Source organism: Acutalibacter sp. 1XD8-33 (assembly GCF_003612555.1).
Classification (GTDB): Bacteria; Bacillota; Clostridia; order Oscillospirales; family Acutalibacteraceae; genus Acutalibacter.
Window position 1 is genome coordinate 1 of record NZ_RAZF01000025.1, and the last position, 14960, is coordinate 14960.

Genomic DNA, 14960 nt, shown 5'->3' on the forward strand with positions numbered 1-14960 from the left:
AAACTCTTTCCCACACCACTGGCATTTGTGCTCTGTTCCCATTCCTTATATCCTCCGTTTTTCTTCATCCCCCCTTCATTATACCGCCTTCTTCTTTTCTTGCGTAGGTTCGTATCTATTTTTCGCTTACATGAAAGCTACTGGACAATAAACGGACAGGAGAAATGAAAATGCTAATGGAAAAAGAAATGATAGATCATATGATTATAGACCAATCATTGCCTGATGAGGCGGAAGCTACACGCTTTATCGGCTAACGCTTCTATGGTAATCCCGGCGCTTTCACGAGCTGCTTTAATAATACAGCCAAACGCAGATTGCACAGGCAAAGCAGGGCTTTAAGGATTGGATTTGGAATGATCCCGACCGCCGTGAAAAGTTAGTCAGACAGGGCAACGAAAATCCGAAGGGACACCTCTACCGCTATGTTACAGAGGATACCTTTGACGCATACTTGTATCAGCTTGTGGAGGGAAAACAGAAGTTTGCAGGTCAGATAATGACGAGCAAATCTCCTGTGCGCTCCTGTGAGGATATAGACGAAACGGCGCTCAGCTACGCCGAGATAAAAATGCTTGCGACAGGCAACCTGTATATTAAGGAAAAGATGGATTTAGACATTCAGGTATCAAAGCTGCGGCTCTTAAAATCCAGCTATCTCTCCGAGAAATACGCTCTGGAGGGCAAGATAATCAAATACTACCCGAAGAAAATCGCACAGACAAAAGAATTGATTCCATGTCCTGCTATTCACATTCATGGGCAAAATGTACGCGAGCGGTCAAAACACTACATGGGCGGTATTGCGTGTTTTCTTGGGATAACCTATAATTGTACCTGTATGAATGTCTGTTTTTTCAAACGAAACGAAAGATTTACCAACACCGGAGCGATACCGGCGTCCGATTTCATAATTAACAACGGGAGAGCGAGTATGCGCATCATTCTCTGCGACGACCAGCGGCGTGAGCTGGAAGATATAGAAAGGATCCTTCGGGATGCGGCCCAGCCCTTGGCCGTTGACCTCTCTGTTTCCACCTGTACTTCCGGTGAGGAGGCAGTACGGGTGGTCGTGTAAGGCCCCCCGCCGGACCTGGTGATTCTTGATATATATATATGAAAGGGCTAAACGGCATGGAAACCGCCCGCCGTATGCGCCAGGCTATGCCCGGACTGCCCCTGGCGTTCCTTACCTCCAGCCGAGACTTTGCCGTGGACGCCTTCGCCCTGGAAGCCCTGCACTATCTTGTAAAGCCCTTGACAGTGGAAAGCGCCCAGGAGCTTTTACGGCGGCTCCGCACCCCAAATTTCGAAGTCTCCCGCTGCCTGCAGCTTACCGGTCGCGGAGAGAGCCGCCGGTTCCCCCTGGGGCAGATCCGCTACCTGACTAGCCTAGACCGGGGCGTCCAGCTGTACCTGCTCTCCTGCCGGGAGTGGGTGGCTGCTCCTTTCCATCAGGCGGTGGAACAGCTGGGGGAAGAGTGGGACTTCACCCTGGTCTCCCGGGGCTGCATCGTCAACCTGAACAGCCTGCTATATCTAGGCGGCTCCGGCTGCCACCTGACAACAGGGGAATGCCTGCCCGTCAGCCGCCGGGAGCGGTCCAAGGTGCAGGCCCGGTATCACGAGTTCATGTTCCGGAAAATGAGCCAGATGGAGGAGGATCTGCCATGAGCCGCCTGTTAAGCCCCATGCTTCTCCTGATGGTCTGGGCCCAGACCATCCCCCTGGTGCCGCTGATGTACGCCCCCTTTGGGGACGGCGCCCTGCGGTTCCGGCGGCGGAACTGCCTGCTGGCCTTTACGGGGTATTTCCTTTTGGGCTGCGCGGGCCTGGATTGTGAAGGCCCCGGCCCTCCACAAGCTGATGATGGCGGGCATGGTGATCCATTACGCCGCAGTCCAGATGCTGGCCAGCAACCTGTCCGCCCTGCTCATCGGGGACCAGGAGCGCTATATCAACGAGATTGTGTATACCGAGGCGGGGAATGCCTACGTTTTTTTCACGATCCTGGGGGTCACGGCCGTTACCTGGCCCCTGGTATGGCTCTTCTCCCGCCGCACCCTGCAGGGGAGTCTGCCCCTGCTCAGCACGCAGGAGGCCCGGCGGGGACTTCTCTATATCTGCGTCATGTTCCTGCTGTTCTGCTTTGTCTCCCACTGGATGCCCTATTTCCGCCAGCCCTTCGCCACCGTCTCCTTCCTCTCCATCACTCTGGCCGAGATGCTCACCTACTACACCTTCTTCCAGGAGATCGCCACGGTGCGCAGGCAGGCGGAGACCGCCCAGGAGCTGGCCGTGTGGCAGGTGCAGTACCGGCAGCTCAGCCGGGCCATAGAGGAGACCCGCCGCCTGCGCCACGATATGCGCCACCATCTGAACGCCCTCTCCGCCCTGAACGCCCAGGGGAAGCAGGAGGAGATCGCGGAATACCTCAAGCAGTACGGCACGGTGTATGACCAGTTGGAGAAGCAGAAATCCAGCGGAGACCCGGTGGTGGACAGCGTTCTGGAGTACTACCTCAGTCAGGCCCGGGAGGCGGGAGTCGCGGTGGAGTGCCGGGCATCCCTGCCAAAGGGCAGCGGCGTGGATGCCACGGACATCACCGTGCTTCTGGGAAACTGCCTGGAGAACGCTCTGGAGGCAGTGCGCGTTCTGCCGCCGGAGGAGCGAAGGCTGTCTGTGGAGATCATGCCATCCGGAGTGGTGCTGCTGATCCGGATCCGAAACGCCTGCGGCCCCATGCCGGACATGGAGGGCTTCTCCGGATGGGAGGCGTTCTCCTCCGGTAGGAGGACGGCCGAAGGGGTCTGGGACTGCGCAGCGTGGCCCTGATCGCCGAGAAGTACGGCGGCAGCGCCCAGTTTATCCGCAAAGACGGGGAGTTTACCGCGCGCGTCCTGTTAAACTGCGTAAAAACCGAAAAGACAGTTTAGGCACAATCTAAGGAGAGAAAGGCAATGAGAGAAGAGATTTTCCGAAAATCCAGCCTGGAAAGACTCAACAGCCCCGCAAAGCTCAGCGGCTATATTCGCGTGGTAAGCCCGCAGGCATGGTTCGTTCTTTTCGCGCTGCTCCTGCTGCTGGCGGGGATGCTGATCTGGGGCGTATTCGGAACCATTGAGAGCACGGTTTCCACTGGGGCCCGGGTCAGCGGGGAGGTGGCCCTCTGCCCCCTCTCAGACGAGGACGCCCAGCGGCTGACCCCGGGCATGACCATTGAGATCGCCGGGCAGAAGGGGATTATTCGGGCGGTATCGAAGGAGGCGTCCCATCATGACTTGGAGCCCTATCTGCTGCAGCTCTCCGGCCTGGACCCGGAGGAGGACTGCAGGATGGTAGAGGCCGAGGTAGAGGGCCTGCAAGACGGCATCTATCCGGCCAGCCTGGTGGTAGAGAGCTTTCGGCCCATCTCCTTTGTGGTGGGCTGATATGGGCGGGATAAATAAAAAGCCAGTAAAGGCCCCGGGCAGGGCAAGTGTTCCGGCCATCCTGCAGCTGGAGACCTGCGAGTGCGGCGCGGCCTGCCTTTCTATGGTTCTTGCCTATTACGGCCGGTTTGTCACATTGGAAGAACTCCGCACCGCCTGCGGCGTCTCCCGGGACGGCTCCAACGCCAAGAACCTTTTGCGAGCCGGGCAGGCCTATGGGCTTATGGGGCAGGGGTTGCGCATGGAGCCGGAGGACCTGCGGCAGCGGGGCAGTTTTCCCTGTGTCCTCCACTGGAACTTCAACCACTTTGTGGTGCTCTTGGGTTTTCAGGGAGGGTATGCCCTGATTAACGACCCGGACAGCGGCGCGCGCCGGGTGCCCATGGAGGATTTCGATCGATCCTTCACCGGCATCTGTCTGGAATTTGCCCCGGGCCTGGATTTCGCCCCCGGCGGCTGCCGGAGGAGTCTTTGGGGGTTTATAAAAGAAAAGCTTACCGGCTCCCGGGAGCCCTTTGCGTTGACGGCGGTGTCGGCTGTGATTACCGCCCTAACCGGCCTGATCACCCTGGGATTTACCCGAGCCTTTACTGACAGACTCCTTACTGGGAAGGATCCCGGATGGATGGCGCCCTTTTTTCTGGGAGTGGCGGGACTTTTGGCCCTGGAGGCCGCAGCCATGTGGTTAAGCCAAAGCTATAGCCGCCGAACCGAAGGTAAGCTTGCCATCCTCTCCAACAGCAGTTATATGTGGCATCTTCTGCGCCTGCCAATAGAGTTTTTCTCCCAGCGCATGGCCGGGGATGTGCTGGCCAGAAAGCAGAACAATAAGGCTGTGGTTAAAACCCTGGTGTCTATTTTAGCTCCTCTGTTTTTGCAGGGGGCCATGATGGTGTTCTACTTGGCGGTGATGCTGCGCTACAGCCTTGTCCTCAGTCTGGCGGGAGTTCTCTCGGTGCTGCTGAACCTTGTGACCTCCCGGCTGATCGCCCGGGTCAGGGCGGACCGCATACGGGTACTCTCCCGGGACCAGGGAAAGCTCTCCGGCATGACGGTGTCCGGCATTGAGATGATGGATACCATCAAGGCCGCTGGGGCCGAGCAGGCTTTTTTTGCCAGCTGGGCAGGGCATCAGGCACAGGTCATGGGGGAAGAGGCCGAGCTGCTGGAAAAAAGTGCCTATTTAGGGATGCTGCCCCGGGCGCTGTATGCCCTGCTGAACACCGTCACCCTGGTGGGCGGGGCCTGGCTCTGCTCCCAAGGGCAGTGGACTGTGGGCATGATTACAGCTTTCAGCGGGCTTTTGTCCTCATTCATGTCTCCGGCTTCCCAGCTGGTGGAGAGCACCCGAGTCCTCCAGGAAATGCGCACGGACATGGAGCGCATCCAGGATGTGATGGAATATCCCGTGGACGTGGAATATGAGGACGGAGACTTGGGGGAGGAGAGCCTGGAAAAACTTTCCGGCCGCATTGAGTTCAAAAACGTCACCTTCGGCTACTCTCCCCAGAGCAAGCCCCTGCTGGAACACTTTGACCTCACCATAGAGCCTGGACGCCGGGTGGCTCTGGTGGGCCCGTCGGGCTGCGGTAAGTCCACCATCCTCAAGCTCACTGCCGGTCTCTACAAGCCCTGGAGCGGGGAGATTCTCTTTGACGGCAGGCCCATCGCGGAGATTCCACGCCCGGTATTTACCGGGTCTCTCTCTGTGGTGGACCAGGACATCAGCATTTTTGAGGATACCCTGGAGAGCAACATCCGTATGTGGGATGAGACCATCGAGGACTTCGAGGTGATCCTCGCGGCCAGGGACGCCATGCTTCATGAGGATATCGTCACCCGGGAGGGCGGCTACCGCTGTATGCTGACGGCGGGAGGCAGGAACCTCTCCGGCGGGCAGCGACAGCGCCTGGAGATTGCCCGGGTCTTGGCGGGAGATCCCACCATCGTTTTGATGGACGAGGCCACCTCCGCCCTGGACGCCGATACCGAAGCCCAGGTGGTCAGCGCCATATGGGACCGGGGGGTCACTTGCGTGGCCGCGGCCCACAGGCTCTCCTCTATTATAGGCTGTGACGAGATCCTTGTGCTAGAACGAGGAGCTGTGGTCCAGCGGGGGAGCCATGAGCAGCTGCTGGCAGAGGAAGGGCTGTATAGGCGTTTGGTGCAAAGCGACTGAACGCTGAGATTGATTTGATTGAGAGGAGGTGTGTTTTTGGGCTGGTTTGACGAACAGATCCGCCTGCGTGCCAAAAAGGATCAGGAGGCGTTCAGCGGGGCCTTTTCCGGCATGGCGGATGTAGTAATGAATAAACAGCTGGCCGCATTGTTGCGGGACCAGAGCCAGCAGTCCCGGCAGGCAGTGGGGGAAATTTTAAAGTTTTACGGATTGCCCTTTTTACAGGCCTCCCATGAGAGGACAGTGTCTCGGCAGCTGGAGGAAGAACTGGGCTCCAGAGGGTTTCTTTGGCGCAAGGTGAAGTCAGAGGGCAAGTGGCACAGAAATGCGTGGGGCGCCATGCTGGGCAGGCGGGCCGGCTTGGATGAGGAAAGCGGTAAAGTGATTGCTCTCATTCCCCGCCCGCTGGGAGGCTACGACTTTTTTGACCCGGACACGGGCAGGCGCGAAAAGATCACAAGGCGCACCTGCTCTCTCTTGGCGGAAGAGGCCCTGTGCTTTTACAAGCCCCTTCCCCAGCGAGAAATCGGGCTAAAAGACCTTGCGGCCTATGCTATAGACTCGGTGGGCATAGGTGACTGGCTCCTGTTTGTGCTGGCGACCCTGGCGGTGTCCTTGGTGGGGCTGCTGCCCCCGTGGCTGCACGACGTCCTTTACACCGAGGCGTCTTTGTACGGCAGCCTCCGTGCCTTGATGTCTACGGGAGTGTTCCTGCTGTGCGCGGGGTTTGCCGGTGTGCTGCTGGGTACATACAAGTATTTGACTCTCGGACGCATTTCTGGCAAGGCCGGGGCGGCAATGCAGGCGGCGGGTATGGCCCGGTTGCTGGCGCTGCGCCCCAGTTTTTTCCAGTCCCACAGCGCGGGGGAGCTTCAGAGCCGCCTGGAACGCATGGGAGAGCTCTGCTCTAGCACCCTGAACACCGTGCTCTCTGGGGGGCTTACCGCCCTGTTCTACCTGGGGCAGATGGCCGGCTTCGCTCCCGGGCTGGTGATCCCTGGCCTGCTGGTGCTACTGGCAACTGGCGCGGCGTCCCTTCTGGGCATGGCCGTGAGGCTGAAGCTGGCCCGAAAGGCTATGGAGCGGCAGTCCAGAGAGTCGGGCCTGGCCTACGGCCTGATGATGGGAATACAAAAATTGAAGCTGGCCGGGGCAGAAAAGCGCGCGTTTTCCAAATGGGCAGGGGCCTATATCCCGGTGGCAAAGGTTCGCTATGACCCGCCTCTTACCCTTCGGCTGGCTCAGGCGGTCTGCCAGTGGCTGCCCCTGGCGGGTACGGCGGCGCTGTGGTTCTTTGCGGTGAAAACCCAGGTAGCGGTGGGGGATTACTTTGCCTTCATTGCCTCCTACGGCGTGGTGTCCGGGGCTTTTTCCACACTGATGGACTCGGTGGAAAGCTTTGTGCAGATCAAGCCCCTGATGAGCCTGCTGACCCCCGTTCTCACCACAGTGCCGGAATTTGACCCCGGGAAGAAGCGGGTGGAGAAGCTATCCGGCAGTATAGAGATGAGCCACGTCTCGTTCCAGTATGGGGAGAAAGCGCCCTGGGTCCTTAACGACCTCTCCCTGAAAATCCGCCCGGGGGAGTATGTGGCCCTGGTGGGGGGGGGGGGGGGCCGGGTGCGGGAAATCCACCCTGATGTGGCTGCTGCTGGGCTTTGAGCGCCCCCGCAAGGGCGCGGTCTATTACGACGGGAAGGATATGAGCACCCTGGACCTGTCCAGCCTGCGCCGGAATATCGGCGTGGTGATGCAGGACGGCAAGCTCTTTGCCGGGGACATCTACCAGAACATCGCCCTATGCGCCCCGGGGCTCACCATGGAGGAGGCCTGGGCCGCGGCAGAGATGGCGGGCATCGCCGATGAAATCCGCCAAATGCCTATGGGGATGCAGACCCTGGTCTCCGAAGGGGCTGGGGGCGTTTCCGGCGGGCAGCGCCAGCGGATCTTGATTGCCCGGGCCATTGCCCCCAGGCCGAAGCTTCTCTTTTTTGACGAGGCAACCTCCGCCCTGGACAATCTCACCCAGAAGCAGGTCTCCCAGTCCCTGGACCGCCTGAACTGCACCCGGGTGGTAGTGGCCCACCGGCTCTCCACCATACGCCAAGCCACTCGAATTCTGGTGCTGAAAGACGGTAAAATCATGGAGGACGGCGGCTATGAGGAGCTTATCCGGAGGGGCGGAACCTTCGCCCGGCTGGTGGAGCGCCAGCAGGCCGTACAGTAAACTCTAAGACCTTGGGGTTTCACCCCAAACCCCACAAACTTTTTGAAAAAAGTTTGATCAAAAACTTTTACCCACTCCTCGCTTTGCTCGTCGTGAAGGTTTTATGTGTTTTGACAAGCTAACCGAACAATCGTAAAAGTTTCGTCAACCTTTTCAAAGGTTGCGGAGTTTTCAGGGGTGGAACCCCTGAACCGCCGGAGGCCAAAATCCACTCTAATAATATCATTTCTATTCTGAAAGGAGCATCACCATGAACGAGAAGAAAAATCCCACCACGATCCCAGAGAACGACAAGAAGGTACTGACAGAGGAAGAGCTGGAGCAGGTCGCGGGCGGCCGCCCCGCCCCCAGCGCGTATTCGGGCGGGCTCTCCGGCCAGGAGGCCTACCTGCGCCACGAGTTCGGCAAAACCGGGCACGACCCGAAAAAGCCGTAAGCTCCAGCGCCGCCTGCCAGAGGAACGGGGGAATGGCGGAGAGACTGGAGGACACTGTGGAAATTGCTCGGCAGCTTATCAGGGAATACTATAACGGCAACCCTGAGCCCTGGTTTTCGCGGCTGTGCTCGAAAAGCTTGTGGCTGGGGACCGGCGAGCGCACCATCGTGGGCGAGGAGGCCATCCGGCAGCGCCTTTCTCGGCTGAAGTCACACAGCAGCAGGGTCCTTCTGGACGAGTACACCCGCCTGCCCATCACCTCCCGCTGCGAGGCTGTAACGGCCCAGGTCACCCTGGGCAGGGACAGTGCCGCCATTATGGCCCGTTATTCTCTGCTGTTCCAACTGATAGGCGGCGATACAAAACTAATACTATTGCACGCTGACTATGAATTTTTGCACCACGGCTCTGCGGCTCGGGCATCCCGCTCTTCCGCATATCAGGCAGTGCTGGACGTGCTGCTGGAGACCTCCCAGAACCAAAAATTAGCCGTGCCCAGCGAGGGAAGCACGATTTTTCTCCCGGCGTCTTCTCTGCTGTATGTGGAGAGTCTTCGGAGTAAGACTTTGCTGCACTGCGTGGACCAGGTCATAGAGTGCGGCCTGAGCATCACTGCCATGCGCCGGCTGCTGCCCAGGTGTTTCTGCCATATTCACCGCTGCTATTCGGTCAACAGCAAATATGTGATGGCTATTCGCCGGTATGAGGTGAAGATTATCACCGGCGAGACACTTCCGGTACCCTTTCACACCTATAAGGAGGTGAAGGAGCGCTTGGTGCTGGACTTAACGGAGCTTCAGTACCTCTCCTCGGCGGGGCTCAGGGTATTGCTTGCAGCTCGAAAAGCTCTGGGCAGCGGGGAGATGTTAGTGCGCGGCGCCAACGAGGCTGTGATGGAGGTTCTGGAGATAACGGGCTTCACCGATATCCTCTCCATAGAATAAGGAGGACCAGATGCGGCCCTTCCATTTAACTAAGGACCGGGAGCGTACCGGACTGCCGTCTGTTTTGGCGATTTTTCAGCGGAGGCTGGGGCTGGTGGTAGCCGCCGCCTTTTTCCTGATCTCCCTGTTATTTCTGGTTTTGCAGACCAGACTCTGTGTGCAGAACGCTGAGAAACTCATGGCCCTAAACCTGGAGGACGTGCGCCAGGAGATCCGGGATCAATCAGACCGTACCCTGATCAACGCCGCCCAGTGGGTATCCGCCGACATGCAGAAGGTCTGAGACGCCACCCCGGAGGGGGAGCGGAACGCCCTGCTGAAACGGCTGTGCGAGACCTATAGCGTGTCCGAGGGGAACGTCGTTGATGAGAGCGGCGTTATCACCTACAGCACCAACCCGGACTTCATTGGGTACCACATGGATCAGGGGGAGCAGTCCCGGGACTTTTTGATACTCCTGGATGGGCAGACCCAGGCCTTTGCCCAGGAATACGGAGAGATCGCCTTGGGGGGCGCCAGCCGCAAGTATGCGGGCCTTTCTTTGCCCTGGGGCGGTTTTTTGCAGGTGGGCTACGACGAGGAGATGTTCAGCCTCTGCCTGGGCTACCTCATGGCTGGCGTCACCAGCAACCGCCATGTGGGGGAGACCGGCTTCGTCTTTATCATCCGGGAGGACGGGGAGATCGTCAGCGGCGAAGAGGACCGGGGCGGCAAGGCCCTGGAGAGCGGCCCCCCCTGGCCGGACGCCCAAGGGCAGGGCTCCTTTTCTCTGCCCGTCTATGGGAAGGGGCACTGCTGCCTCTGTGACCGGTCGGAGGGCTACTACATTCTGGCCGCGCTGCCATGGCGGGAGGTCTTTGTCAACCGGGATGCCTCTCTGTACTTGACGGCCGTTTCCGGGGCGCTGGTTTTTGCCGCCGTGTTTTTGCTGATTTCCCGACTGGTGCGCACCCACATTGTAAAAAGTATCCAGGAGACCGGCCATGCCCTGGAACAGATTACAGAAGGTGACCTGGATGTGACAGTAGAGGTAGGCGGCTGCCAAGAATTTACCTTGTTGTCCCAGGGCATCAACGCCACTGTGGCTCGCCTAAAGGCATATATAGCTGAGGCGGCGGCCCGGCTGTCCCAGGAGCTGGAATACGCCAAAGCCATACAGTGCTCGGCTCTGCCTCGGGTGTTTCCCCCTTACCCCCACCGCCGGGAGTTCGGCCTTTTCGCCTCTATGCGGGCGGCCAAGGAGGTGGGCGGCGACTTCTACGACTTCACCCTGCTGGATGAAAACCGCCTGGCTTTCCTCATTGCCGACGTCTCCGACAAGGGCATTCCGGCGGCCATGTTCATGATGACCGTAAAGACCCTGCTGCGGGGCCTGGCCGAAAGCGGCCTGCCGCCGGAGGCTGTCTTTACCCAGGCCAACCAACGGCTGTGCGCGGACAATGACACGGGGATGTTCGTCACCGCCTGGATGGGCGTGCTGGAACTGGATTCCGGTCGAGTGCGCTACGCCAATGCGGCGCATAATCCCCCGGTACTGCTGGGGGCCGGCGGAAAAGCCCAGCTGGTCAGGGGCCGTCCGGGCTTTGTGCTGGGCGGCCTGCCGGGCACGGTCTACCGGCCCCAGGAGCTCTCACTTTCTCTGGGGGACGCTCTGTTCCTCTACACCGACGGCGTGACGGAGGCCGCCAACGGGGCGCTGGATCTGTTCGGTACTCCCCGGCTTCTGCAGGTGCTAGAAGAAAAAGGTGGAGAGAGCTGTCAGGCCATCTGTGAGGCTGTGCAGGCCAGAGTAGACGCCTTTGCGGGCAGCGCGCCCCAGGCTGATGATATGACCATGCTGGCCCTGGCCTTTCATGGCCTGACCTCAGCAGGAAAATCCCTGCGGCTTCCCGCCGATTTGTCCGCTTTGGAGGAGGCCGAAGCCTTTGTGGGGAAGGCCCTGGGGGACGCGCCGCCGAAAGCGCTGGCCCAGCTGGGCGTAGCCGTAGACGAGGTTTTCTCCAATATTGCCCGGTATAGTGGCGCGTCTGCCGTGGAGATAGGCTGTGAGGCCTCCCAAGGATCCTGCCAGCTGTGGTTTTTGGACGACGGCGTACCCTATGACCCCACCGCCCAGCCGGAACCGGACACCGGCATTCCTGCGGAGGAGCGGGAACCGGGCGGGCTGGGCATCCTCATTGTCCGCCGGACCATGGACCGGGTGGAATACTGCCGGGAAGCGGGGCGCAACCGACTGACCCTGGAAAAAACTTGGGGAGTTTAATGTATATATAGCAAAGAGAGACGGCATTTCCGCCATCCCTCTCTTTATGCTGTATTCATGAACGCTTAGGCCGTCCACTCAAGATCAATGACGTGTGTGACTGGCTTATTGGAGCAGGGCTTGAATTTGGCATATGGGGAGTCCTCTTTCGGGGGGACGAATGTGAGGATCAGCTGACCGTTTGCGTAGCCTCGCAGAAGAGATGCCATGCCTGCCATAGCCCTTTTCTCCCCCAGCTGGGTGTCATAAAAGAAATCACCAGTGCATGACACCGATACCATATCATCCAACGGCATCCACTGGGGGTACATCATTCCCGTGTCTCCGTGGCTTCCCCCCAAGCCAATGGTCAGAACGCCGAGCGCCTGTTCCTTCAGGTCAAAGATATTGTTCGCCCGCCCCTTTAAGGTGATCTTGTCGGGCATGCCCTTCCAGCCAATGTCCATAACGATTACCGCGCTGTCAGTGCTATAGGACCATAGGGGCCATTCCTTTTCGTACAGCGTCATGCTGGAGGAGGCAATACCCGCAAAGGCCTCAGCCTCGAAAGTGATCTCCAAATAGGCCCCGGCCTCCAGGTTAATACCGCCCCAGTAGTCGCAGGAGTAGTCCGTCAGCGGCTGCTGGCCTGTTTCGGAGGATTTATTTTGCTCCAGCGAACAGGCAAAGAATCCTGTCAGCTCTATGTATGGCCCGCCCTGTATGTCAATGGAGACCTTGGCCAGCTCTTTACAGATCAGGGCGACGCCGAATTCCATCTTTAGTCCTGCGCGGATGCCCATTTTACCCAGCACATAGAACTCAAAGTCGATTTTCTCTCTGGAAAGCTTGTGGGCATGGTTTTCCGCCTTGCGCCCGAACAACGAGATGTCATAGCTGTACTGGTTGGCGCACTGATAGGTAAAGTCCGCCCCCAGGGCCAGGTTCATATAGCCGTCCATTACAAAGTCTACGTCCAGGTACAGGTTAAACAGCAGGGCCACGGTCATGCTGGGGTTGCAGATGTTGGCGCTGAAGAGGTTGTGCCACTGCTTTTTCTCATGGATCAGAGCCCGGTAACGCTCCACCAGCCGGTCGGTCAGATCCTTTCCGTTCCGGCTATTCAGAAGCTCCTTCATCTCCTCGTCTATCGTCTGGGTAGAGACGATATCGTCATCCTTTGTATTCAGGGCCGCTATGTCGAAGGTGATGTCGGTATAGTCCTGGATGTTGGCGTTGAGCTTGACCTTGTAGTCGGAGATATAGGGGATGAACCCCAGCGCATAGCTCCATTCCGCCTTGCCCTTGGTCACCAGATCCAGCTTCATCTCCTGCTGCAGGGTGCTGGACATTTCGATCTGCAAACACTCATAGCCTATCTGGTCCAAGGGGATGCGTATGGTGACAGAGACCGTCAGAGCGGCGCCGATGCCTTTGCCCAGATGGGGGCCTGTTTATAAAGATTTACGTCTACATGGTATTTCCAGGTAGTAGAATACTGCTTATGCCACTCCCTTGTCTTGTCGTTTGTGTCCTCTGCGTCGTCGAACAAGGGGTTGCCATCTTCATCCACCAGCTGACACTGGTCCAGGTCTACCCCGGCATCGGCCGCAGCCTTCTTAACCGTATCGGTTTCCAGGGCCAGCAGGGCAGTTTGGTAGCCCACCTCACGGGAAAAGCCGCTCTCCTCTACCTGCCGCTGGATACTCTGCACCACAGCGCCCTCGTCAACACCGTCCAGCAAAGTGTCGCCATCCACCTCGTCTGAATCGAACAGGGACATGGCGTCCTCCATCTCTTCCTTGGTGGTGTCCGCGTAAGCGATAATATATGCGCCGTTCTCCTCTTCTACAGCCATGATGCGGTCATAGCCAGTGATCTGCGTGCCGCTGGAACCGAACTCGCCCTCATAAAAGGCCAGGAAGTCGTCCGCCTGCACAATGCTATCGGCGCTCAAGCCCATTTCGGAATACTGGGCCCCGCTATAGTCCATATCCTTTTTCGCAACCTTGATGGTATGGTCCCCCACATCCTCTATGGCTGTCTTTGCCACAGGCAGCGTGTCCGGTATAAAGACCACGTCTGCTGTGTCCGCGTTTTCAAAATGGTAGGTAGAATTTGCCTCGTCCACTTTCGTAATGGTCACATAAGAGATGTTACTATGCTTGTCATCGTCCTCTTCCTGTACCGTGCGCTCGTCCGGATGCAGACCATCGTACAGGGCCACCACATCGCCTACCTAGGGGGCCTCCTCCCGGTTGTTGGGGGCGTAGGAGAAGCTGCCTGTTACGCTACCAATATCATCGCTGCCGATGGTAGGTGCTTTGTCTCCCACAGGAAACAGGGAAATGATGGGGGAATCCACCTGCTTACCGTTTATTGTCACGTTGTCCACAGCGTCGTGCGAGATGCAGAGGATGCCGTCGTTCAGCCGCAGATCCATGACCTCCTGCGGGTGTCGAGTGGTAAAATGGAATTCCCGAACATCGACCTCCTCGCCCTCAAAGGTGAGCCGGTCATCCTCAAGGAATATTTCATAAGAGCAGCCCAGAGCAAAGCCTTCAGGGTCCTTGGCTGAAACAGTATAGCGTCCAGTGCCGCCGGTTATCGTGAGGAAATCTTCCTTTTCCATGCCGTCGCTGCCATCATAGGCGGAGATGAGCCCCATAATATTGGCGGCGGATAAATCCAAGGCGCTGCTGACAATTGCTATTGAAAAATCGGGTTCGACCTCATTTTCCACAGCGGCATTATGTGTCAGACTCGTAGGCGTTTTCTCAGTTGCCGCCTGCTCTTCCAGATACTCCATCACCCGCACAAGCAACGCCGCGCCCTGAGCACGGCTTACCGTGCCTTTAGGGTCAACCTTGCCGTTATTCCCCTTCATCAGCCCCGCATACCACAGGGTGATGACAGAGTCCCTGGCCCAGGAGGAAGCAGCGCTTATGTCCTCCGGCAGCTTAACGCCGGAAACCTGCTGAGGAGTGACGCCGGCATAGTCAAGGTATCGAACCAGCATAGCCGCAAACGCTTCCCGAGTTACCTTGCCTTCAGGGCTGAACCTGTTTCCGCCCACGCCGGCGGCAATGTGGTTCTCCGCTGCCCAAACCACATATGGGCTGTACCAGGCGCCATAGGGCACGTCCCGGAAACCGCCCAAGCCCTGGTACTTGTCCGGGTCAACTTTATCCAAATGGCCGATGACCGTGACTGCCATAGCCCGGGTCATATAACCGTCGGGATTGAACCGCCCGCCGCCTATACCGGAAAAGATTCCGGCCTGGGCGGCGCTGGCCACATCCTCATAGTACCAGGCGTCCTCGGGAACATCCCGAAAACGGCCAGCCCGCTCTGCCTGTCCTTCCTGAGCAAAGGCGCTCAGTGGCATGGAAGTGAGCATCAGGGTTATCACCAGAATGAGCGCCGTGATTCGCTTGTGCTTTTGAAACATAATTGACCTCCTCGCTTATATTTTATCGATCATACTCCATTAAAAGTATA

At 58.3% G+C, this 14960-nt stretch carries 14 protein-coding genes and 1 pseudogene; 12 read left to right on the forward strand and 3 right to left on the reverse strand.

Translation table 11 applies throughout. The annotated features are described in order from the left end of the window. Positions 1-376: 376 nt before the first annotated feature. From D7X94_RS13405 to D7X94_RS13465, 12 genes and pseudogenes are all read left to right on the forward strand, one after another. A pseudogene (locus D7X94_RS13405) lies at positions 377-736 on the forward strand (helicase); the annotation flags it as partial. 380 nt (positions 737-1116) lie between these two features. Then, positions 1117-1674, forward strand: a complete 558-nt coding sequence (locus tag D7X94_RS13410; RefSeq protein WP_120428181.1) for a LytR/AlgR family response regulator transcription factor — start codon at positions 1117-1119, stop codon at positions 1672-1674. A 165-nt stretch (positions 1675-1839) separates the two neighbouring features. Further along, positions 1840-2835: a sensor histidine kinase gene (locus D7X94_RS13420; RefSeq protein ID WP_147401735.1), complete on the forward strand. Its 996-nt coding sequence runs from the start codon at positions 1840-1842 to the stop codon at positions 2833-2835. Beyond that, the gene (locus tag D7X94_RS19890) at positions 2826-2936 is read left to right on the forward strand and encodes a hypothetical protein (protein WP_158591027.1); all 111 of its coding nucleotides are present in this window, start codon (positions 2826-2828) and stop codon (positions 2934-2936) included. The genes D7X94_RS13420 and D7X94_RS19890 overlap by 10 nt, the downstream gene beginning before the upstream one ends. 24 nt (positions 2937-2960) lie before the next feature. Beyond that, on the forward strand, positions 2961-3431 hold the full coding sequence (locus tag D7X94_RS13430) for a hypothetical protein (protein WP_120428185.1): 471 nt from the start codon (positions 2961-2963) through the stop codon (positions 3429-3431). Between the two features lies 1 nt (position 3432). Next, the gene (locus D7X94_RS13435; protein ID WP_120428186.1) at positions 3433-5610 is read left to right on the forward strand and encodes a cysteine peptidase family C39 domain-containing protein; all 2178 of its coding nucleotides are present in this window, start codon (positions 3433-3435) and stop codon (positions 5608-5610) included. A gap of 36 nt (positions 5611-5646) precedes the next feature. Then, positions 5647-7272 carry an ABC transporter transmembrane domain-containing protein gene (locus tag D7X94_RS13440; RefSeq protein WP_120428187.1) on the forward strand — a complete coding sequence of 542 codons (1626 nt, stop codon included), beginning with the start codon at positions 5647-5649 and terminating at the stop codon, positions 7270-7272. Beyond that, the gene (locus tag D7X94_RS13445) at positions 7250-7837 is read left to right on the forward strand and encodes an ATP-binding cassette domain-containing protein (RefSeq protein WP_158591028.1); all 588 of its coding nucleotides are present in this window, start codon (positions 7250-7252) and stop codon (positions 7835-7837) included. Before D7X94_RS13440 ends, D7X94_RS13445 begins: the two co-directional genes overlap by 23 nt. 250 nt (positions 7838-8087) lie before the next feature. Beyond that, positions 8088-8273, forward strand: a complete 186-nt coding sequence (locus D7X94_RS13450) for a bacteriocin (RefSeq protein WP_120428189.1) — start codon at positions 8088-8090, stop codon at positions 8271-8273. 32 nt (positions 8274-8305) lie between these two features. Then, positions 8306-9217, forward strand: a complete 912-nt coding sequence (locus D7X94_RS13455) for a LytTR family transcriptional regulator DNA-binding domain-containing protein (RefSeq protein ID WP_120428190.1) — start codon at positions 8306-8308, stop codon at positions 9215-9217. A 10-nt stretch (positions 9218-9227) separates the two neighbouring features. Beyond that, positions 9228-9500, forward strand: coding sequence for a hypothetical protein (locus D7X94_RS13460; protein ID WP_120428191.1), 273 nt, complete (start codon positions 9228-9230; stop codon positions 9498-9500). A 60-nt stretch (positions 9501-9560) separates the two neighbouring features. Beyond that, positions 9561-11480, forward strand: coding sequence for an ATP-binding SpoIIE family protein phosphatase (locus D7X94_RS13465; protein WP_120428192.1), 1920 nt, complete (start codon positions 9561-9563; stop codon positions 11478-11480). 65 nt (positions 11481-11545) lie between these two features. On the opposite strand, the gene D7X94_RS13470 is transcribed toward D7X94_RS13465, so the two are convergent. Genes D7X94_RS13470 through D7X94_RS13480 form a run of 3 tightly spaced genes read right to left on the reverse strand, consistent with a single transcriptional unit; the run spans position 11546 to position 14910 of the window. Then, positions 11546-12823 carry a hypothetical protein gene (locus D7X94_RS13470; RefSeq protein ID WP_120428193.1) on the reverse strand — a complete coding sequence of 426 codons (1278 nt, stop codon included), beginning with the start codon at positions 12821-12823 and terminating at the stop codon, positions 11546-11548. 50 nt (positions 12824-12873) lie between these two features. Then, complete coding sequence (locus tag D7X94_RS13475; protein WP_147401736.1) at positions 12874-13686, reverse strand: hypothetical protein; 813 nt, start codon at positions 13684-13686, stop codon at positions 12874-12876. A gap of 12 nt (positions 13687-13698) precedes the next feature. Continuing rightward, on the reverse strand, positions 13699-14910 hold the full coding sequence (locus D7X94_RS13480; protein WP_120428195.1) for an S-layer homology domain-containing protein: 1212 nt from the start codon (positions 14908-14910) through the stop codon (positions 13699-13701). Positions 14911-14960 lie beyond the last annotated feature (50 nt).

Coding starts and splice junctions, on each gene's coding strand:
- D7X94_RS13410 (WP_120428181.1), top strand. CDS start 1,117: ATGAAAGGGCTAAACGGCATGGAAACCGCCCGCCGTATGCGCCAGGCT.
- D7X94_RS13430 (WP_120428185.1), top strand. CDS start 2,961: ATGAGAGAAGAGATTTTCCGAAAATCCAGCCTGGAAAGACTCAACAGC.
- D7X94_RS13435 (WP_120428186.1), top strand. CDS start 3,433: ATGGGCGGGATAAATAAAAAGCCAGTAAAGGCCCCGGGCAGGGCAAGT.
- D7X94_RS13445 (WP_158591028.1), top strand. CDS start 7,250: ATGTGGCTGCTGCTGGGCTTTGAGCGCCCCCGCAAGGGCGCGGTCTAT.
- D7X94_RS13450 (WP_120428189.1), top strand. CDS start 8,088: ATGAACGAGAAGAAAAATCCCACCACGATCCCAGAGAACGACAAGAAG.
- D7X94_RS13455 (WP_120428190.1), top strand. CDS start 8,306: ATGGCGGAGAGACTGGAGGACACTGTGGAAATTGCTCGGCAGCTTATC.
- D7X94_RS13460 (WP_120428191.1), top strand. CDS start 9,228: ATGCGGCCCTTCCATTTAACTAAGGACCGGGAGCGTACCGGACTGCCG.
- D7X94_RS13480 (WP_120428195.1), bottom strand. CDS start 14,910: ATGTTTCAAAAGCACAAGCGAATCACGGCGCTCATTCTGGTGATAACC.